Source organism: Flavobacterium sp. ov086 (assembly GCF_900187965.1).
Taxonomy (GTDB): Bacteria; Bacteroidota; Bacteroidia; order Flavobacteriales; family Flavobacteriaceae; genus Flavobacterium.
On sequence record NZ_FZNL01000024.1, the window covers coordinates 76,205 to 98,177 of the forward strand.

Below are 21,973 nucleotides of genomic sequence, written 5' to 3' on the forward strand. Positions count from 1 at the left end.
AAATTTGATTTGTCAAATATAATTCAAAATTCGTGCCTTTATATGCAAAATTCAGAGGTTTTTATTCTTGCCATCGAAAGTTCATGCGATGATACTGCCGCAGCGGTTTTACATAACGACAAAGTACTCTCAAATGTTGTAGCCAATCAGCTAATTCACAATCAATATGGTGGTGTCGTTCCTGAATTAGCTTCAAGAGCACATCAGCAAAATATTGTTCCTGTAATTGATGCGGCGCTTCGTAAAGCAAATGTACAAAAAGAACAGTTAACTGCCATTGCATTTACACAGGGTCCGGGTTTAATGGGATCTTTGTTAGTGGGAAGTTCTTTTAGCAAATCGTTGTCATTAGCCCTAAAAATTCCGCTAATTGCGGTCAATCATATGCATGCCCATATTTTGGCTCATTTTATAGACGAAGAAGGTTTTGACAAACCCGAATTTCCGTTTTTAGCCTTAACTATTAGTGGTGGTCATACTCAAATCGTAAAAGTAAATGGTTTTTTTGAAATGGAAATTATCGGAGAAACCACTGATGACGCCGTTGGGGAAGCTTTTGACAAAAGTGCCAAAATCCTTGGACTTCCTTATCCCGGAGGGCCATTAATTGATAAATATGCGAAATTAGGAAATCCAAAAGCCTTTGCTTTTACAAAACCTAAAGTTCCAGGATTAGATTTTAGTTTCTCCGGATTAAAAACCGCAATTTTATATTTTATTCAGAAGGAAAAATTAAAAAATCCAAACTTCATTGACGAAAATCTCAATGATATTTGCGCTTCTATTCAATATACGATTATAGAAATTTTGATGGATAAACTGAAATTAGCCGTAAAAGAAACCGGAATCACACAAATTGCGATTGGTGGCGGAGTCTCGGCAAATTCAGGAATCAGAACCCGATTGAAAGAAAGTGAAGCTAAGTATGGCTGGAAAACTTTTGTTCCAAAATTCGAATACACAACAGATAATGCCGCAATGATTGGAATTGTAGGGTATCAAAAATATTTATCAAGTCGTTTCGAAACTTCATCTGTGGTTTCAAAAGCGCGAATTCAATTTTAAATTATGCAATTATTCTACAATCCTGATATTGACGAAACGACTGAAACTTTCTTTTTTGATAAAGAAGAAAGCCGTCATATTATAAAGGTTTTACGAAAGAAAGATTCAGATATTCTACACGTTACAAATGGTCAGGGATTAATATTTGAAACTGAAATCACATTGGCTTCAGACAACAAATGTATAGTTGAAGTACTTTCGATAAAAAAATCTCCTGAACCTAAATTTCGTCTGCATCTGGCAGTTGCTCCAACCAAAATGAATGATCGTTTTGAGTGGTTTTTAGAAAAAGCTACCGAAATTGGAATTCAGGAAATTACGCCCATAATTTGTGATCGCTCTGAGCGAAAAGTGATTAACTTAGAGCGTTTTGAAAAGATTATTCTTTCAGCAATGAAACAATCGAATGAAACTTATTTGCCAAAATTGAATGAGGCGATTTCGTTTAAAGAGTTCATCAAACAAAAAAATGAAGGTTTACAATTAATTGCACATTGCGAGGAAACCGACAAAAAATCTTTGAAAGACATTTTAAAACCAAATGAAAACGTAACGCTTTTAATTGGTCCGGAAGGAGATTTCTCTGAAAAAGAAATTGCATTGGCTATAGAAAATAATTTTCAACCTGTTACGTTAGGAAATACTCGTTTACGAACTGAAACTGCTGCAGTTGTAGCATGTCATAGTGTAGTGTTTTTTAATGAGATTTCGAGTTAAAATATTATTTCCCGATTAGCTTTGTGATTTCTCCTTCGTCGAAATGACAAAAAAAATAAAATTATATGAAAAAAATATTTCTTTTGTTTTTATTGGTTTCCGTATCTGCATTTTCGCAGGAAATTGCTTTGTTAAAATACAGTGGCGGTGGCGATTGGTATGCAAATCCAACATCTTTACCTAATTTGATTAAGTTTTGTAATGCCAATATTAATACCCGCATAAAACCAAAACCATCTACAGTGGAGCCCAGTAATCCGGATTTACTTTCGTATCCTTTTGTGCATATGACGGGACACGGAAATGTAGTTTTTAGCGATTCTGATGTAAGCAATCTTAGAAATTACTTATATGGTGGTGGATTTCTTCATATTGATGACAATTATGGTATGGATCAATATATCCGAAAAGAAATCAAAAAGATATTCCCAAATAATAATCTGGTAGAACTTCCGGCAAATCACCCAATTTTTCAAAAACCGTTTCCTTTTCCAAACGGATTACCAAAAATTCATGAGCATGACGGAACCCGAGCGCAGGCTTTTGGGATATTTGTAGACAATAAACTTGTTTTATTATATACTTATGAATGCGATTTAGGTGACGGATGGGAAGATGCCGAAGTGCATAATGATCCGCTGGCAGTTAGAGAAAAAGCCTTAAAAATGGGCGCCAATATTATCAATTATATTTTTACCAATTAAACTTTAGAAAGTGCAGCTTACTCACGAAGAAAATCAATTTGAACGAAAAACATTTCCGATAACATTAGTTTGTGATCACATTTATTTTCAACAAAATATTGGTTCTCTTTTTAGAATTGCTGAAGCTTTTGGGGTTGAAAATATCATCTTTCTAGGAAAAGATATTCCACTCACGCCCCGTAAAATAAACAAAACTTCAAGAAGCACACATCTTCACGTGCCTCATATAGTAATCGAAGAAACGAGCGAGCTTGTTGATTACTTACTTCAAAACAACTTTGAAATTATTGCTTTGGAAATTGCAAGTAATAGTAAACCACTAAAAGAAGTTGTTATTCCTGATAACCAAAAAATTGCACTTTTAATAGGAAGTGAAATTGATGGAATTTCTGATGAACTTCTAAAAATTTCGAACCAAATTGTACACATAAATATGTTCGGAAAAAACTCAAGTATGAATGTTGTACAAGCTGCAAGTATAGCATTGTACGAGATTACTGCTTTCTGAGTTTTTGTTAAAATATTACAAAACAATTAACTAAAATCTAAACCGATTCTGGATAGTATTTAACAGAAATATTCAAAACTCTCGATTAAAGACAAATAACATCGTTAAAGTGCGCTCAAAAACAATAAGTAAGAAAAAACATCTTAAAAAAAACTTTAACTTTTTTGTAGGAACTAGATTATACAAGGGTTTGTAAAATTTCCTAAAAATAATTTAGTAAAAAAATTTTGGTACAATATCTTTTTGTTATAAAATTGTCACATAATTAACCAAATTTAATTTTTTATAACAAAAATCCAAATTATTATGAAAAAAGTTCTTATTACCGCATTCACAGCATTAGTGCTGTTTTCTTGCCAAAATGACCAATCTGAAGCAGCTGGCTCAGAAGCAAGCGCTACAGCTCGTCGTGGATGCGCCACACAAGAAGTATTAGAGGCACAATTAAAAGCTGATCCAATGTTAGCGATCAGAATGAATGAAATTGAAGCATTTACAGAAAAAAAGATGTTAACTGGTAGACTTGTAAATGGCAAAGTCGAAATTCCGGTTGTAGTAAATGTATTGTACAGAACTGCTACTGAAAACATTTCTGATGCTCAAATTCAATCTCAAATTGATGTCCTTAATAAAGATTTTAATGCATTAAATTCAGATTTTAACAGCGTACCTGCTCTTTTTTCTGGCGTTAAAGCGAATGTTGGAATTACATTTGTTTTAGACCAAATCATCAGAAAATCGACTACAAAAACTTCATGGGGAACAGCTGATGCCATGAAAAAAACATCAAAAGGTGGTTTGGCTCCAACTTCGCCAACTACAAAACTAAACCTATGGGCTTGTACTATTGGTGGTGGAATTTTAGGATATGCACAATTTCCTGGAGGTGCTTCTGCAACTGACGGTGTTGTAATTGATTCTAAATATTTTGGTTTATCTGGTGCTGGTGCTGCTCCTTACAATTTAGGAAGAACTGCTACTCACGAAGTAGGTCACTGGATGAATTTACGTCACATCTGGGGAGATGCAACTTGCGGAAGCGATTTAGTATCTGATACTCCAACTCACAATGAGGAAAACTATGGTGTACCTGCTTACCCTCATTACAGTACTTGTGCAGGAACTCCTGTAGAAATGACAATGAATTACATGGATTATGTTGACGATAACGCAATGTACATGTTCTCAAATGGTCAAAAAAGCAGAATGGCTGCAATTTTCCTTTCAGGAGGACCAAGAGCTGCTTTTGGAATCTAAAAAAGAAACTCAAAATAGCAAACTTAAAAGCGAGATGTATACATCTCGCTTTTTTTTGTTTCAATGAAAATTTTAAAAGCTTTTCCCTATATTTATAATCTAAAATCGAAACATGATAACATCAAAAATTATTTCTAACGGAATCTTAAGAGCTTTGGCAACAATCTTAGTTATTGCTCTGGCCCTATACTTTTTATACGAAATACAAACCGTAATTGTCTATCTCTGTATCTCTCTTATATTATGTTTAATTGCCAATCCGTTAGTTCAGTTTTTGAAAAATAAATTAAAATTCGGCAATTCTCTCGCCGCAACAACTACTTTGATTATTTTTATTCTGGCAATCACCGGTTTTATTCTATTATTTGTTCCGCTAATTATTTCGCAAGCCAATAATTTGTCATTATTAGATACAAATCATTTACAGCAGGAATTTATTCAAAGTGAAAAAAGTATAGAGACTTATTTTAATATTCAGCACATCGATTTTGATAAAGTTTTAAAGAATCCAAAAGTAACTTCTTTACTCGATTTTAGTTATTTTACAGCTTTTCTAAATTCTATTTTAGGCTTTATGGCCGATATGGGAATGGGATTGGTTTCTGTCTTTTTTATTACTTTTTTCTTTATTAAGGATCAGGATGCTTTTAAAATAAGTGCCAGAAAAATTCTTCCGGATACCAATGAGGATAAAATTTTGAACTCAATTACTAAAATAAACCATTTTTTAACGCGCTATTTCATTGGGTTATTGCTTCAATTAACCGTCGTATTTATTCTCTATTTTATTGTTTTGATAATTTTTGGAAATAAAAACGCCTTTGTAATTGCTTTTCTTTGTGCGATTCTAAACATTATACCTTATATAGGTCCAATTATCGGAACGATATTAGCTGGAATTTTAACCATGATTAGTTTAATAGGCAGTGATTTCAGAACCGAAATTCTTCCAACAACAATATATGTAATTATTGGCTTTTTACTGGTTCAGGCTATTGATAATAATATTAGTCAGCCAATAATTTCATCAAAAAGTGTAAATTCGCACCCGCTGGAAATATTCCTGATTACTTTAATCAGCGGAATTACTTTTGGAATCGTCGGAATGATTATTGCAATTCCTGTATTTACAATGCTGAAAGTAATCCTGAAAGAGTTTTTCCCTGAAAACAAAATTGTCTCCGTATTAACCGAAAGAATTTAAAACATTGAACACTTCTATTTTAAGCCAAAATATTCAGGATTTTATAACTCAAAATAGCGGTGCCCCGATTGCAAAATTAGCCCTTCAGAAGAATCCGTTTCCTGAGGTTGAATGGATTTTGATTTTAAATCAAATTGAAGCAAAATCAAAAGCAAAAGACAAATTGCCAACTTGGTTTGCTACCGATAATATTATTTATCCAAGTAAAATATCGGTTGAACAAACCTCATCTGAAAAAACAGCTGCTTATAAAGCCTCTTTAATTTCAGGAGAAACTTTAATTGATCTTACGGGAGGTTTTGGTGTTGATGATTATTACTTTTCTAAAAAGTTTAAAAGCATTGCACATTGCGAAATAAACGAAGATTTATCTGCAATTGTAAAACATAATTTTAAACAGCTTAAAGTCAAGAATTGTGTTTGTTATGCCAATGACTCAGCAAATGTTCTAAAAGAGTCAAACCAAAAATGGGATTGGATTTACATTGATCCTTCCCGCAGAAATGATGCCAAAGGCAAAGTTTTTATGCTGAAAGACTGTTTACCGAATGTACCGGAATCTTTAGATTTTTATTTCGAAAAAACAGATTCCTTTTTAATAAAAACGGCTCCTTTGCTGGATATTTCTGCTGGTTTATCTGAACTTAAATTCGTTAAAAACATACATATTATTGCTCTTGAAAATGAAGTAAAGGAATTGCTTTTTGAAATTCACAATCATTACCAAGGCGAAATCACGATTAAAACTGCCAATATATTAAAAGATAAAACAGAAGCTTTCGGATTTATCTTAGGTTCTGATTCTCATTTTGCTTCTTACCATTTACCACAAAAGTATGTTTACGAACCTAACTCAGCTATTATGAAATCTGGCGGTTTTGATGAAGTGAGCGCTATTTTTGACATTAATAAATTGCACAAACATTCTCATTTATACACTTCGGATGAATTAATTGATTTTCCGGGAAGAACTTTTGAAATTCAAAAAGTCATTCCGTACAGCAAAAATGAGATGAAAACAGAACTCGCAAATCAGCAGGCAAACCTTACTACACGAAACTTTCCGGACACGGTAGAAAACATCAGGAAAAAATGGAAAATAAAAAATGGTGGAAATCTTTATTGTTTTTTTACAACAGATAAAAATGATAACAAAATAGTTTTAATTTGCAGAAAAATAATTTAACAATGAAACAACTAATTACACTAACTTTTTTTCTATTAACCTTTACTGCATTTGCCCAAAAACCATGTGAATACAGTGCTAACGTTACCGATTCTATTGGTACTTATAAAATAACTAACGAATACCTAATCAGTGAAAAAAACTTTGGAGGAACATTCAGTTATGTTTTCTTTTCATTGGCTCAAACTGATGGCTTACCAACCCTAAACCTGCAATTAATTCAAAAAAGCAAAGACTTTATAAAAGCGAACTGCTTTGACAAAAACTCAAAAGTATTTTTACAATTAGAAAACGGTAAAATTGTCACTTTACTTCACGTTAATCAGGAGAATTGCGGAACTCTTATTCATGATGACAAAGGTTATGATAACCGCGTAAACACAGGATACTTTATGTTCATGAAAGATAATTATGAGGAATTAAAGAAATCTCCGGTTTCTATTATGAGAATAAAATACCTGACAGATGTTGAAGATTATATCGTAAAAGCTGATTTAACATCTGAATTAACTGGTAAAGTATATCATCCGAATACCTATTTTATAGACAACATCAGATGTGTTGAATAATTAATTACAATCCCATTTTTGATTCGAAACATTATCCTTCAATCCTGTTTTTAAATTATAATGCCACCATTCAGAGTCAAATGAGTTAAAACCACTTTGTATCATTACGCTTTTAAGATACTTTCTGTTTGCACGCACCGATACCGGAAATTTTTTATAATTATGACTCGCCTGAATACCAAAAAAATCAAAAGGAGTTCCCATTTCAAGTTCCTCTCCTTTAGCATTTACTAAAGTAATATCTACGGCTCCTCCTCTATTGTGGATGGAGCCTTTTTTTGGATCCGCAACATACTCCGGATTCGAAACAATCTCCCACATTTTTTTCTGAATAGACAAAGGTCGGTAACAATCAAATAGTTTTATTTTACAGCCATGCTTCATAAATTCTTTATTGGCCGCAATTAGGGCTTGTACCGTCTTATAACGCAACATACATTCGGCACAATCATAAACCTTAGCTTTCAGAAAATTATCTTCGGTTGCATACTTCATATCATAAACAAAATCCTGACTGTAATCTTTTAAATTTACAAAAGTAGTATCGGCAATTTCTTGCTTTACCTCAGCCGTGTGAACTTCGTTTTGCGCGTTAGAGAAAGTCATCCAAAAAAGAAATCCTGCACAAAAAATAGTTTTGATTATTTGATTCATGGGTCATATAATTTGAGAAATGAAATTACATAAAAAAAATCAATCTCTTATTTAATATTTTAATAACAAATTGGTCTTGCCAATTACCAAATTTACCAGTATTCAAAAACAAAACCCATTCAAATTGAATGGGTTTTGTTTTATCTGTTTTTAAGATATTTATTTACATTTATATTTTTCGAAAAGTGTTTTCAATTGATTCAAAACATCTCCGTTTTTGAAATTTTCTTTTGCAATTGCATCAATCAATTTAGGACAATCTGCAAAAGCTTCTTTGGACATTTTTCTAATTAACGAATCTGTTCCTATAGCGAAACCCATTGATGCTGTCGTTGCATTACCAAAAACCAGTGCGTCACTATTTTTTTTACCAAAATAATAGGCTGTATTGGCAAAAGTAACTACAGTACTTGTTCCGCCAGCATTTGGTCTTCTGCTGCCTTCGGCACTGATACCGCCAATTTTTACATCTTTGTCATAAATAATATAAAACCACAGCTTTTTTTTAGATTTCGAAAATTTACCGGTCAAAAGATTGGCTGTTGTTGCATACAATCTTTCAGCTATATACTTAGTATTCTCAGATGATAGATACTCGATTTTTTTGATATCTGTACTTGCAATTTTTTCTTTTTTAGCTTCTTCATCTGTTTTGAAATGCACTTTAGAATCATCACTTTCTACCATCTCAGCAAGACCTTTTTTGATTGATCCGTCTTCCATATACAAAACTGCTTTATTGTATTTGGCATGTCCAACAGTTGCAAATAAAAAAGCTATTACAACTAAAATTATTTTCTTCATTGTTTAAATATATTAACAGTAAATGTAGTATAAATAAATCTTGCAAAACAAACAATAACACTTCAAGTTTTATATTTATTCTATTTTTTTTTGATGTGCTTTTCGAAGCGTATTTTATAGTATGAACACTTTACTATACAGCTATTGCCACAAGAAAAGATTCGTGTTGGAGCAGCAGGGTTGCAGCTGGCTATCATTTAAAAAATTTAATAAGTAAATAGATTCCAATTAATAGAATTTGTATTACAGTAATAACTTCCAAATAAAAAAACCATAGTAAAGCTGAGCCTTCATTACTTTGACACAAAAGTTTATAATATAGAAAGCTACTATATAAAACGAATATTCCAATATTTATTAAAAAAAAATATTTATTGGGTTTACTTAAAAAAAGTATTAATATAAAACACAAAATAGAACTGAAATATAATAATTGATTATCACTCATGTTTTTTTTATTTTGAAACTTCTGTAAATATTCTGGAACCGACATTAGTTCTATATAATATCATAATTATTAATTTGCAGATATATTTTAAACAAAAGACCTACTTCGGTACATTTACATATCCATCTTCTTCTAAACTTTTTAAACCACATGTAGGATGAGTGGTCTTATATACTTTTCCCACAGAATCAGTCCAAATTCTTATTTTAAAAGAAGGATTTCCTCCTCCAGAGTTCTCGATCGTATATTTACAATTTGACTTAAATTTAAAATCTCTTGCTGACTTACCCTCAAAATAATGAAAATCTTTATTAACATTAATAAATGAGAATTCATCCGGAGCCAAACCTGGATCACCTTTCCATACTAAAAACTTTCCATCTTCATACAAAAAACCACCTAGCTTAATAGAATCATTCTTAATCATTAATTTCAATATTCCTACATTATCACAACTTTTTATTGCCTGTTGTTTAATATCAAAATAAAATTCATGATCCGTTATTTTACAAGAAGAAAGTAAAACTGCTAATATTAATAAAAATCCATATTTCTTTATTTTTTTATTTCTCATGGAGGTTTTCATGTTTTTAGCTTTTCAAATTTATATTATAACACAAATTAAAAGAGTATTTTAACACTTTGTTTGTATCAAAAGAAGACAATCTTAAACAGATAAATAACCTCACATTTCTACGAGGTTGTCTATTAGTATTACTTTAATTTATCTTATTTATTTCAAAAACATATATAATCTGACTCCTAATAGTAGAACACCACCTATTATTAAAAGTAACCAATACTTATTATACTTTAAAATTAAACCAAACTGTTTTTCATTATTTGAAAATTTCATTATCAAACCAATAAAAATAAATACTGCAGGTGCTAAAATCCACCTAAATTTTTCATACATCATCATAATTTTTTTTAAAATTATCCTATCGCTTTAAAAAAATATATTATAGATGCTATTGCAAAACCAATTATGATTAACCAACTTTTAAAAACATCTAATTTGATACTTGGCTTATAATAAGTATCAGGATTGTTATTTTTTATACCATTAAGCCACCATCTTTGATATTTATAAATAGCAAATGCAATTACAGCTAGTAAAATACTATACAATAAAAATTTATAGTTCATAATTTATTTCCTTTCTTCTTTAATTATTTCTTTTGTTTTATTATTTGTTTCATTTTTTATAATCTCTCTTCCTGCTTTTACTGCCTCTTTTATTTCTTGTTTTACTTCACCTTTTGTTCCAGGTAAAACTTTATTTATAGCAAAACCAGCCAATTCACCAGCAACAAAAGCTCCGGCATCTCCTACAGCTTCCTCATCCTCAGTAATAAATTTTACTCCTATTTCTAAAACTGAACCAGCAGTACTAACGTATCCACCTACGGTTGCCACAGCTAATCCTGGCGCAGCACCAACCCCAGCAAAAGGAGCACCAGCGGCAGCACCTACCAGCCCTGTTGTTGTGGTAGCATCACCCGTTTTTTGCAGTACTTTAGCAATATCTAATAGACCTTTTTTATTATCTTTTGTCCACTTTTGAATATTACTTCCTATTTTTTTAACATCTTTTACCGTATCATCCCATCCTTTACCATTATAAAGTTCTCGCTTTATATTTTTTAAATCTCCTTTAATTTTTTCTCTTTGAAATGAGATATAATTTGAAGTAGATCTTTTAGCTTCATTATAAGACTTTTTAACATCCTTCCAACTTGGTAAATCAGGCCAATTTCCATCAGGATCAACAAATCGTATTGGGTTGTTAAACGAATACACATAACTACCAATACTTAGGTCATTTTCGCTGTATTTATCCCCACTTAACCAAAGCGAAGTCTTCATATCTAAATACCTAGCCCCATAATAACTCAAATTCGTCTCTCTATCCAATTCTTTGCCATTAAACAAATAAGGCGAACTAAACGATGAACTATGCTCCTCAAACAAAACCTCTCCAAAAGCAATATACTCCACGTGTTGCGATATAGAACCATTTTTGTTCGTTATATACGAAGTACTTCCTAAATTATTCGGACAATCTTAGAGGCATAAAAAAACCTCGCTTCTCAGTGAGGCTTTTACTTTTTTTTATTCTTTTTCGATTAACTGCGTTCAAGAGCAAGATGCTCGCACCAACTAGATTACATATCAAAGAATTATTTACATTTTATATTCATAATTATTAAAATTCACTCCTTTATTCTTAAGCTTTTCAATAAGTTTTTGAGTCTTTTGATATCCCTCAGTTCCTTTTTCATAAGAAAAAAATTTATTTATATAATCTTGTATATAAAACTCGACCAATTCATTAGAAGGTTGTCTATTAACAATTCCTAATGGCTCTTTTAAATCAACATTTAAACTATCAATATAGTAATTTGTTATCTCGAATTTATTTTTAAATCCTTTTAAAGCACTTGAAAAAGGAGTACTTTGATTTTGTTCCAGTTTTTTATAAGGATTCGCTCCAGCCTTTATTAAGATTTTAACCATTCCTAAGTCTAATGCACTAGCTTCATGAAGTGCAGAAGTTGCCATGTGATAGTTCCCTTCTTTATCTGTAAAATCATTTTCTAAAATATAATTTGGATTAGCTCCTTTCTCTAATAATAATCTAATATATCTTAAATCAATAGTGTAAGGTTCCGGTTTATTATAAAAAGTACAAGCATCTATTAGAATACTTCGCTTAGTAAGAGGATTGATGAAATTTGGATTAGCTTTTAATTCCAATAATTTCTTAAAGGATTCAAAATTTTCAAGTGTCAATGCTAAACTTAAAACATTAGAACCTGAAACAGGATCGATTACTTCCAATAATTTTTTATCGTTTTGAACTATGCTTTCTATTTTATCTAAATCTTCTTTTTCAACAGCTTTAGCCAAATCATAAGCTTTTGTATCTTTAAAAAATGTAACATTTCTATTTTCTTGTTTACAACCTACTACTAACATACTAATTGCAAAAATGACAAGCTTAAAATAACTTTTCATAGTTTTATCTTTTTAATTCTTTAAATTTTTCCATTACAGGTCCCATCAAGTGATTACTAATACGCTGGGTTGTTCTTATTTGATCATCAGTTTTGAGATATGGTATTTGCATTATATATGAGGCTGGTAATGTGGTAATTCTACCTTCTGCCCTTAATCCAATTTTCCCTTGTAAATGACTCACTATTTCCCCCTGAACCACGTATGCTGATATATTTGCTTTTTTTCCATCTAATCCTAAATTTGTTTTTGTTTTTTTCGAAAGCCCCGCAGCATTAAATGTTACAGCTTTACCATTAGTTGCCAATGCGTTTGCACTTGCTAATCCTCCTCCTAAAGAATGTCCTGTAAAAGAAATACCTTCATAATTAGATGCCAATTCTTTTGCAATTTCTACTGATTGCTTATACTGTGGTGAATTACCCATTACTGCTTGCTGAATATTATTTTTCCAATCATCTCCAGATCCAGGATTAGTTCCTTGGGTAGCATAAATGTATTGTTTTTCATTTGTTTCATTAAACCCCTGGTAAAGCACACCTTTATAGCCAGTTTTTTTATTTTCATCAACACGAATTGCCTGCCATCCGTTTGGAGAAATATCACCTCTCTTTGCTTCATAGGCATGATTTGCTAATTCTAAATAAATTTCATCTTCACATTTAGGACATTTACCATCTGGATCAGTATATGTAATTGGATTACCCCAAAATGCACTATATGCAGATTTATCTATCTGATTAGGATGATCTGCCATCGGGTCAACGTTCAGCCAAACACTTGTCTTAGCGTCATAATATCTTGCCCCAAAATAAGACAAATTCGTCTCCCTATCCAATTCCTTCCCATTAAACAAATATGGGCTAGAAAAAGAAGAACTATGCTCTTCAAACAAAACTTCTCCATATGCGATGTATTCAACATGCTGGCTTATACTTCCATTTCGACTGGTAATATACGAAGTACTTCCTAAATGATCGGGATGAAAATAAAAAATATCATTTTCCGGCATGCCAATTCCTGTAAAACCTTCTCCTGCTTTTACCGTTGTAGGTTCTATTGGAGGTCCAAATTGTACTGGTGGTCCCGGAACATCTCCCGGAGCATTAAAAATTGGGTTACGTGGCCATCCTTCCGGTGGTTCCTGATTTTCCTCAACCGGTTTTAGAACTCCGCTTGGGTAAGGATCACCTGTAAACTCAGGCGTACCATAAATCCCTTGCTGTGTTGGCGGACCCGGAGGCAAACCTAAACTTTTTACGTAAGCATCTAAAGCCTTTTGTTGCTCGGCAGTAAGTTTGGTGTAATTTACTCCTCCGGCTGTGATGCCTAATGGCTGAGCAAAAGTTCCGTTACCTAATTTGCTTACTAAACGTCCCGCGCCTTCAAAATAATGTTTGGTGAATTTACCTTTGCTTATTACAAAATACGGAGAAACATAACCTGTATAATCATCTGTATGAACTATAGTCGCCGCAGTTTCGCCATTAATAGCTACGTTTTGAGAATCTCCGGAACTTTTAATCACTCTTTCGCCACTTGCATCATAAGTATATTGGTGAATTCTGCCGTTGTCATTGATTCCCATTAAACGGTTTTCTTCGTCCCAAGTCATTTTCCTGAAACTCTTTTCTTCAGTATAACTAGTTGGGTTTCCGTTACCATCGTATGCATATTGTCTCGGTTCCTGTTTTCCCGTTTCGGTAATTTTGTTGGGTGCGTTAGGATGCAATTCGTTATCATAATTATAATCCAAAACATATCCTTTCTGCACATTATTTACCGTATGTACCAAATTTTTATTGGTAATATTATGCATTTTATTATAGCTCATATTCAGCTCATAACTTGCCTTGGTAAACTCTCCCTGATAAGTCGCTTTTGCCGATTTTAATCGGTAAAAATCATCGTATTGGTATTCATGATTGGAGGTTCCGCCCAAAGTATTGTTTACGACTGGAGCGGTGTTTTTAATTCCTAAAACATTTCCAACCAAATCATAACTATAACTGTTATTCATGACTTGTCTTGCACCGCTTTTTACCTGCAATTGCTGCAATCTGCGCAACACATCATCATAAGTATAATTGGTTTCGGTTCCGTTACCATACTTTAAATACTTGCGCTGTTCGAATTCGTCATAACTCAATTGTTTGATATAATCATAAGTATGGCTTTCTTTCTTGCCTTGCATACTTTGCAGATTTCCTGCTCGGTTATAGGTATAATCTACCACTTCTCCATCAGGATAAGTCATTTTCTGTATTCTGTTCCAGGTATCGTATTCGAATTGCGAAATGTAAGTCTGTACATCTGTTGGCGTAATACGAAGCGTACGAATCTCTTTTTCGACTTCGCCTAGTTTTCCGTAGAAAAATTCCTGTCCACCGCTCGCATCCTGCACAAACCAAAGTCTTCCTCTTCGTGCTGCAGTTCCATCGGCTTTGCCATAATTGTATTGTACATTATTTTGCGGGTTTTTAGGGTATTTTATAGACTCTAGTCTATTAAAATTATACTCGTATTGTATTGCTCCGTCATTTGGTACTGTATTTTTAATATCCTGTGTAATGCGTGACGTCAAATTACCTGCCAAATCATATTGTAAGGTTGTGGTTCCTGCATCAGGATGTGTAAACTCTATGCGTCGACCCAACCAGTCATAACTGCTTTTGGTAATATGATCCATCGCATCAGTCACTTTTATGGTTTCGCCTAATGCATTGGTTTCAAACTTTGTAAGCAAATCATTTTGTTTACTTGCCATATTCTGACCTGTTGCATCTGTGTAAGTTTCACTCGTTTTATTTAAAGCATCTGTCTGTGTAGTATGCAATGCCAGAACTCCATCATAATCTTCTAATGCGAAAGCGGTTGTATTACTGCTTCCGTCTGGCAAAGTTACTTTTACAGCACGTCCAACTTCATCATACTCGGTTTTGGTAGGTGTTACTGTTGATAATGCAGTACTAAAATCATTATCTACAGTTGTTGTCGTAGTTGGATAATAACTGGTTGTTTGTCGTCCTAAACCATCATAAATAACTTTCCCTGAAACAATTTGAGCTTCCTGATCCGGACTTCCGGCTAGTATAAATAAACTTGCCGTTTTTTTAACCTGCAAAGCCCTTCCTAAACCATCTGTGTAGGTAAAAGTCTCAATGTCTTTGTCTAATTCCGGATCGTAATTTTTGGTTTTTGCATACGGAACTTTGGCTTCCGGAAAATATTCATACGCAATCGTATACGGTTTTCCTGAAGCAATTTCATAAGGTCCTGTTATAGTTGCCGGACGTCCTTTTGCATCCAATGTAATGATATTACTCTGATCATTTCGATCCGTAGTTTTCAATACAACGCCAAAACGATAATCGTATTCCATTTTATTCTGATACCCAAATGCATCTTTTATTGCCGTCATATACTGATGATTGTCTGTGTCATACGTATATTCTAATGTCATTCGCTGCGCTTTGTAATTGTCAGGTCCCGTTATTTTTTGCAGGTTTCCGTAAGTATCATATTCAATATCCGTAAGTGCAATTTTATCAGCCGCGCTATAATTCTTTATTTGGGTAACTTCGGCTGTTGTTGCATCTATAGAAGTGGCTCTTTTACGTCGTAAACCATTCGTTGTGTAAACTTCCAATTGTTTCGGAATTCCTCCATAATAGGGCGTTGTACTTTCGTAATAACTAATTTTAGCCGTTACTTTATCATCGGCGGTTCCGTTTCCTAAATCTTCATATTGCGTAATGTTTCCATTAGCATCATAGGTATTAAAAGTATTGGTTTCCAGATAATCGCTTCCGCCTTCGTATACTTTTTGATTGGCATGAATTAATCCCACAAAAATACGTTTGGCATCACATATCGGTAAATTCAAGTCAGATACAGGAACGCTTGACTGCGTATCAACATCAATAAAACTATATTCGTTTTCTGATTCCTGACGCATTTTGTCGTTTTTATCTTTTGTATAACTGTGTTTCAAAAGATTTTTACGGAAATAATCCTGATTGTAAAACTCCTGAACGGTTGTCGAAAAAACCGAATTATCTGCCGCGTCAATTTGTTCCTGAATTACTTTTCCAAAACCATAAAATTCTCTTTCACGACGGTCGTGAAATCCATCTTCATATCTGAATTTTGCAATCGAATGATCAATTCCGTCACCCACATGTCCGTCAAAAATATCTACAGATTGCAGCACCCATTTTGCAGAAGGATTTTCGTAGCTTGGTTTTAATAATTCATAATCTACCGTATAACTATTTCCTGCGGCATTGGTAACGCTTTTTAATTTATTGGTTCTTCTAATATTTGAAAGCTGTGCTGTAAGATGTCCGTCATCTTTAGAAATAATATAATCCAGGTTTCCGTCTCCGTCAATATCGGTAAAAGTCCCTTCAGAACGGTTGGTACTCCATCCTTTACTTCCTCCAATAGTTGGTGTAATACGCAACAACCAAATACTAATATCTATCGAGACATTGGCATTAAAGCCATAACTTACGCCTTTGTTTTGGTTCATTTCTGCGAATCTCGGATATTCAATTGCGTCATCAAAAGAACCTCCTAGATTTAGGGAAACCAACATCTTATCGCCAACATACTTTATTTTATCAGCTAATCCGTCGCCATTAATATCCATAAAAGATTCGTCACTATCAGACTGAGATCTTGCATAATTGGCACCTCCGGAAATTGATCCTTGTTTAATGCTATATCCCAAACCAGCACTCCAATCTGTAGAAGTACCACTGTTTAAACTATCAAAATTCCATTTTTCGGCTGGTAAAAAACCATATCCTGTGTTCAGAAATACCTCTCCTGATTCTGATATTTTATCTGGCAATCCGTCACCATTAATATCACTGTGCAACATTGTCGAGCGGTCTTCGCCTTTTCCCTGAGAAGCACTTACAGAGATACTGTTTCCTCCTTTTTCGGCTTCGTCTGAGGCGGTAACTTTTGCAGAATCTTTTTTGACACTCGCTTTTCCAATCGTAACACTAAGCGAATTTGATGGCGCTCCATGGCTGTAACTTCCTCCAAAATTAGGTCCTTCAGAGCTTGTTTTAGAATGACTGAAATTATCGCCAATATTGATAACCTCGTCTGAAACAGATCCAACAGGAGCTGTTAACTGTACGTTTCCTCCACGAATATAATCCGGAAATCTATCGCCATTAAAATCACTCATGGTTTGGGTTACGTACGAATCTCCGTCAATCGATTTACTGTAACCTATGTTTGCCTGCCCCCCTGCAGAAACTCCGGCAGAAATACTTTTACTCTTGCTTTCGTTAATCATATCAAGCGCCGAAGTGCTTCCTCCTGTTAAGGTTGGCAAAGAAAAATCAGTATAATCGGCAATATCATCTTCTCCTAATCGCGAAGTTCCTATTGTTTGCCCTTTTATATAAATTCCTTCTTCCAGACCTTCCCATTTTGCTCTTGCATAAGATGGATTTAGCGAAACAAAATAACTATTGGCAACCTCATATCCTTTTCCGTTATAATTTTCGGGATCTGTATTATTCAAATCAGGTTCTGTGTTGTAAGCATCTGATTGTTTTAGCAATGTTTGATCTATAGTATCTGAAGCCAGATTTCCGTTAATAACAAATCCGCCCCAATTGTGCTGATACAATCCTAACGTTCTTTCGTCAGGATTTAAAAGGCTGTAAATAGCAAAATCATTGGTCGTGTTATTTGATACAACATCATCTGTAAGATCTGCAATATCTTTTAAATCGGTTACCTGAACCTGAATATTCAAAGCATTTACCTTTGGATAATTTCTAAGAATATTTATAGATAACGGATTAGAAACTGTTACCTCCAACTGAATTGGAATCCCAGCAACTGCCAATGGATAATCAACGGCATTATCAAAAGCATTGATAACTTCTGTCAATGTTCCGGTTGTCAATTTATATCGTTTACGTGCTAACAAAACATTATTTTGCTTCGCCGATAAAATAACATCACCGTTATATGTATTTACAGTTCCCGCCGGGAAAGGCGGAGCCAGAACTAAATCCAGAGGCAATATATTTAATTTTACTTTTCCGTTTACTGTCGTAGTTACTCCCGGAATAGCATAATTCCCCTCTCTTTTATTGTATAATAAATGAGAAACTTCCATAGGAACTTCTTCCAGAGTTCCTCCTGAAATTACCGGTACAGTAACTGTTGGTGCAAAAGAAATGGTTTGCCAGTTGATATTCGTTTCCGTTTCTAATGCTAAAGTTATTTGTGTTTCGGCTTCGAATGCCGGTAAACTTACAGTTGACAAATCGAAAGTTGCAACATCATTTGCCAGAAAAGTTTTCTCGAATAAAACTACAGGAGCATTCGTACCATCCAGATAATATTTGGTAATCATCAATTTGATATGATCTGAAGTAACGGGTTTATTTAAAATTCCTTTCAATAAAACATTTCCGGCAACAGGAACTACTTTTCCGGCAGGAGAACTGCTAAAGAAATCTGTACTTGCCTGATATTTAGACAATGAATATGTATTTACGTCTTTTAAAGTAGAAGCAATCATAAAATCACTATTAACCAAATTTCCGTTAATATCTCTGTCATATTGTTTTACCTGCGAATATGTAATAACCGGATCCCAATTTACGGTATCAAAATTTCCATCTTTTAATGAACTGACCCTGAAATACAATCGTTCTCCTTTTTCGACAGAAACTGTATTATTTTGTTTGGTTTTCACCGAATAATCAGTTGCTCCAATGGTTTCATCCCAAATCAACTGGTTTCCTTTTTGAAAATACAAACGAACACCATCTGCTTTATCAGTACCGGCATTATTTACATATTCGGCACGAGCTTTTATTCTTTCTGGCGTAGTTTCTTCTAAAAGTTGATATTCATGCGAAACAGAAACAATTCCTTTTGCCGGAGCTTCCCACATACGAACCACATCATGCAGCGGATTTTGTTTTTCTATTTCGGCTGCCGAAATAGTTGTAAATCCCGGAATCGTTACATTTCCTCCTCCAAAAACAGGAGACGGAGTTCCCGTACTGCTGTTTCTAAAAGTTGGAATTCCGCCTTCCAATCGGTTATAATATACTTGTCCGTTACGCACAAAATCAGTTAAACCATCACCATTAAAGTCCATAAAATAGACTTTTGTTTTATTGGTCGAACGCTGTTCTTCGTAACCTATGTTTCCGTATTTTAAATTCAAATCGACTCCCCAATTAAACGAAGTTGATTTCGAATATCCAACATCGCTAATATTAAGGGCTTGCAAATCTCCAAAGGAATTTTGACCTGTTGCCGATAAATTTTTTCTATAATAAACACCGTCTTTGGTTTTAAACACCTTATCCGGCAATCCGTCTCCGTCAAGATCTTCTAAGATCACGGCAACATCAGAGGATCCCCAATTATTTCCTCCGTGACCACCAACTGTAAATCCTTTCAAACTTCCGCTATTAAGCGCCAATCCAACGCCTATACGATAACTTACTCCTGCGGTAGCCCCCTCAGAACTGCTGACTAAAGAGTGCTTTCCTGAAAATAAAACATCACTGAAAGATGGAATCGAACTGTTTTTAAGATTATCATTTGGAACACTCCAGGTTTGTTCGGGTCCAAAAGGATTATATTTTCCCGAAGAATCACGAATATCATCGAAATAATCTAAGGTATTCGTATAAAACAATTTTGACTCAGAATCATATTCAGAAACTGATTTAAGCAACGTTTTCTTAAACGCTCCCAAAGTATAATTCAGCTCATAACTACGAATCATGTCATCTTTGTAACGTACTTCTATTTTTCGCAACAATTGATCGTTCAATTGTCTGAAACCTAATCTTGCCGAAATTTGTACGTCTGGTCGGGTTGCTTCTCCTAAATCTCCACTTTTTACGAAAGTGACACTATAATTTCCTTTTTCAGATCCAAAACCGGTATAATAGACTTTTTTAAGATAGAGTTCTCCGTCTTTTTTATCGTACTCATAAGTAACTGAATTTCCTTTTAAATCGACTTGTAAACAAAGTCCCCAATGTCCGATATTTCCGTTGGCATCCTGCAAAACTCCATCTGACGAAAGTCCGGAATCTGTTCCTCCGTAATAACTTGTGATTCCGCTTTTATCTTTTACAACCCAGTAATAATCTTTGGGAGAAGATCCTTTACGGATAATTTGCTGAAAAGCACCTTCGCGTCTCGGATAAAATTGTTTGTCCGTAGTTCGTCCAATCCAGTCAACTCTATGCGAATTTGGAATTAATTGTTCTCCTGCAATCGAATACGTTTCGGTTTCTTTTGATGCATCATATCGTGGCGCTCCCCAACGGGTTTCGATACTTACTGTTGGTGCCGAAATATCCCAACCCATTCCTGCCCAACTATGACCGCCATCACTGTCATATTGCAAATTAAGCGACGGCTGCATTCCTCCTCTTCCGCTTGGTATCGCTATAGAAAATCCTGTACTTGCGGTTCCTCTTCCATTTGCCGAAGGCGGAGCAATGGACTGAATCCCAACTAACGGACTTGCCGCTTTTAGATCTTTAATACTCGTTGGCGTATAACCGGAAGTTTCCGGAGATTCCGGCATTTTGATAATTCCGGCAATAAAATCCGTGAAATGAGTTGTTTTTGCCTTAATAATTCCTTGTTTAATGTCTAAGGAATCTTTGGTTACTTCTTGCCACAATCTCTTATTTTCATCAAAATAAAATACATTAATATCTTTTTCGGTATAACCTTCAGGAATTGCTTTTTTATCAAATGGAATTGCTAATGTTACGGCTTTTTCAAAAATGGTTCCGTGTGGTAATAATCTAAAACCGGCATTTGTTCCCGTAACGTTTACCATTGCAGAATTTAATGGCGCAACATCAATTTTTCGTAATCCGCTTACGGAAACTAATACGTTATTTTTTAAAGCTCCAACCGGAAAAACAGCCAGAAAGTCTTTGTATACTAATTTATTTTCGATCTGAAAATCGACAATTTTTGAAATACGTTCTTTGGCATTTTCAATTGCTCTGAAACGCTCTACTTTCAAAAATTGGTTGGTTTCTAATCTTTCATTTACAATAATACCCGTTGAAGTTTCTTTGGTAACTAAAATAGATTTCCCCATAGTTTGAGCATCTAATACCAATTCAAATTCAGGTTGATTGACATCAATAGCAATTCCGCCAATACTCATTTTTCTAATTTCAGAAGGGAAATTGGCTCCTTTGATATACAGTTTATTTTCTGTTTTTAATAATGTATAATGAAATGATGGTTTTGCCGATTTATAAACAATTCGAACATTTTTAATTTTATATCCATTCAAAATTCCTTCAGGAGCGGTAAACAATAAGACGTTATCGCCTTCTCGCAATGACTTTTCAGAAAGCAACTCAGATTGTTTGGTCCAGTTTTTATTTTGGGATAAAAATTGCCCTCCAATACTCGGCTGATTGTTTAAACTTCTCGAAATCGAAGCTGCCTGATCGTAACCGTACAATTCATATTCCAGATAAGCATGTTCTTCATTTGAAGGTAAAACATCAACTTTAAGATGAAAAACATTATCATAAGCATCATCAATATCAAATTCGTCTTTTGTACCAATAATTCCTTCGGCAATATCTGCGCTGAATGATTTTGTATTTTTATTTTCGCTGTTATAAATTCCAATTGAATCTGTCTTTGAAATAACTGTTTCCTTTTCTGAAGTAGTTTGAGTAAATAAAGAAGCTATTTTGTACGGTCCAAAATTGGCCGCAAACAAAAAAGAACCTATTAAAAATACCAGTATTATTATTTTATTTTTCATAAAGTATGATAAT

At 33.9% G+C, this 21,973-nt stretch carries 14 protein-coding genes; 8 read left to right on the forward strand and 6 right to left on the reverse strand.

Features of this window, described 5'->3' with window-relative positions; all coding sequences use genetic code 11:
* Positions 1-42 precede the first annotated feature (42 nt).
* The 8 genes from tsaD to CHB81_RS21835 all read left to right on the forward strand — a co-directional run bounded on the left by tsaD (position 43) and on the right by CHB81_RS21835 (position 7,210).
* Complete coding sequence (gene tsaD / locus CHB81_RS21800) at positions 43-1,065, forward strand: tRNA (adenosine(37)-N6)-threonylcarbamoyltransferase complex transferase subunit TsaD (protein ID WP_089353946.1); 1,023 nt, start codon at positions 43-45, stop codon at positions 1,063-1,065.
* 3 nt (positions 1,066-1,068) lie between these two features.
* Entirely contained in the window at positions 1,069-1,782 is a 714-nt protein-coding gene (locus CHB81_RS21805) for a 16S rRNA (uracil(1498)-N(3))-methyltransferase (RefSeq protein WP_089353947.1), read from the forward strand.
* 65 nt (positions 1,783-1,847) lie between these two features.
* Positions 1,848-2,486, forward strand: a complete 639-nt coding sequence (locus tag CHB81_RS21810; RefSeq protein WP_089353948.1) for a DUF4159 domain-containing protein — start codon at positions 1,848-1,850, stop codon at positions 2,484-2,486.
* Between the two features lie 10 nt (positions 2,487-2,496).
* Entirely contained in the window at positions 2,497-2,994 is a 498-nt protein-coding gene (locus CHB81_RS21815) for a TrmH family RNA methyltransferase (protein ID WP_089353949.1), read from the forward strand.
* A 306-nt stretch (positions 2,995-3,300) separates the two neighbouring features.
* Positions 3,301-4,251 (forward strand): zinc metalloprotease, encoded by a 951-nt coding sequence (locus CHB81_RS21820; RefSeq protein WP_089353950.1) that lies wholly within the window; start codon positions 3,301-3,303, stop codon positions 4,249-4,251.
* 112 nt (positions 4,252-4,363) lie between these two features.
* Positions 4,364-5,455 carry an AI-2E family transporter gene (locus CHB81_RS21825; RefSeq protein ID WP_089353951.1) on the forward strand — a complete coding sequence of 364 codons (1,092 nt, stop codon included), beginning with the start codon at positions 4,364-4,366 and terminating at the stop codon, positions 5,453-5,455.
* A 4-nt stretch (positions 5,456-5,459) separates the two neighbouring features.
* Positions 5,460-6,641, forward strand: a complete 1,182-nt coding sequence (locus tag CHB81_RS21830; RefSeq protein ID WP_089353952.1) for an SAM-dependent methyltransferase — start codon at positions 5,460-5,462, stop codon at positions 6,639-6,641.
* Positions 6,642-6,643: 2 nt separating this feature from the next.
* A complete protein-coding gene (locus CHB81_RS21835; protein ID WP_089353953.1) occupies positions 6,644-7,210 on the forward strand; it encodes a hypothetical protein in 567 nt (188 codons plus the stop codon).
* Here the strand turns inward: CHB81_RS21835 and CHB81_RS21840 are convergent, their stop codons facing one another.
* From CHB81_RS21840 to CHB81_RS21880, 6 genes are all read right to left on the reverse strand, one after another.
* Positions 7,211-7,816, reverse strand: coding sequence for a M15 family metallopeptidase (locus tag CHB81_RS21840; protein WP_254921235.1), 606 nt, complete (start codon positions 7,814-7,816; stop codon positions 7,211-7,213).
* A gap of 207 nt (positions 7,817-8,023) precedes the next feature.
* The gene (locus CHB81_RS21845) at positions 8,024-8,668 is read right to left on the reverse strand and encodes a hypothetical protein (RefSeq protein ID WP_089353955.1); all 645 of its coding nucleotides are present in this window, start codon (positions 8,666-8,668) and stop codon (positions 8,024-8,026) included.
* A gap of 548 nt (positions 8,669-9,216) precedes the next feature.
* Positions 9,217-9,690 (reverse strand): hypothetical protein, encoded by a 474-nt coding sequence (locus CHB81_RS21855; RefSeq protein WP_089353957.1) that lies wholly within the window; start codon positions 9,688-9,690, stop codon positions 9,217-9,219.
* Between the two features lie 578 nt (positions 9,691-10,268).
* The gene (locus CHB81_RS21870) at positions 10,269-11,117 is read right to left on the reverse strand and encodes an RHS repeat domain-containing protein (RefSeq protein ID WP_176427569.1); all 849 of its coding nucleotides are present in this window, start codon (positions 11,115-11,117) and stop codon (positions 10,269-10,271) included.
* 186 nt (positions 11,118-11,303) lie between these two features.
* Positions 11,304-12,137 (reverse strand): ankyrin repeat domain-containing protein, encoded by an 834-nt coding sequence (locus tag CHB81_RS21875; RefSeq protein ID WP_141130440.1) that lies wholly within the window; start codon positions 12,135-12,137, stop codon positions 11,304-11,306.
* A 4-nt stretch (positions 12,138-12,141) separates the two neighbouring features.
* Entirely contained in the window at positions 12,142-21,960 is a 9,819-nt protein-coding gene (locus CHB81_RS21880) for a SpvB/TcaC N-terminal domain-containing protein (protein WP_089353962.1), read from the reverse strand.
* Positions 21,961-21,973: the final 13 nt, after the last annotated feature.

Bases quoted from the DNA above. Each gene is read 5' to 3' on its own strand.
- tsaD (WP_089353946.1), top strand. From the start codon at position 43: ATGCAAAATTCAGAGGTTTTTATTCTTGCCATCGAAAGTTCATGCGAT.
- CHB81_RS21805 (WP_089353947.1), top strand. From the start codon at position 1,069: ATGCAATTATTCTACAATCCTGATATTGACGAAACGACTGAAACTTTC.
- CHB81_RS21810 (WP_089353948.1), top strand. From the start codon at position 1,848: ATGAAAAAAATATTTCTTTTGTTTTTATTGGTTTCCGTATCTGCATTT.
- CHB81_RS21820 (WP_089353950.1), top strand. From the start codon at position 3,301: ATGAAAAAAGTTCTTATTACCGCATTCACAGCATTAGTGCTGTTTTCT.
- CHB81_RS21825 (WP_089353951.1), top strand. From the start codon at position 4,364: ATGATAACATCAAAAATTATTTCTAACGGAATCTTAAGAGCTTTGGCA.
- CHB81_RS21835 (WP_089353953.1), top strand. From the start codon at position 6,644: ATGAAACAACTAATTACACTAACTTTTTTTCTATTAACCTTTACTGCA.
- CHB81_RS21840 (WP_254921235.1), bottom strand. From the start codon at position 7,816: ATGACTTTCTCTAACGCGCAAAACGAAGTTCACACGGCTGAGGTAAAG.
- CHB81_RS21845 (WP_089353955.1), bottom strand. From the start codon at position 8,668: ATGAAGAAAATAATTTTAGTTGTAATAGCTTTTTTATTTGCAACTGTT.
- CHB81_RS21855 (WP_089353957.1), bottom strand. From the start codon at position 9,690: ATGAGAAATAAAAAAATAAAGAAATATGGATTTTTATTAATATTAGCA.
- CHB81_RS21875 (WP_141130440.1), bottom strand. From the start codon at position 12,137: ATGAAAAGTTATTTTAAGCTTGTCATTTTTGCAATTAGTATGTTAGTA.
- CHB81_RS21880 (WP_089353962.1), bottom strand. From the start codon at position 21,960: ATGAAAAATAAAATAATAATACTGGTATTTTTAATAGGTTCTTTTTTG.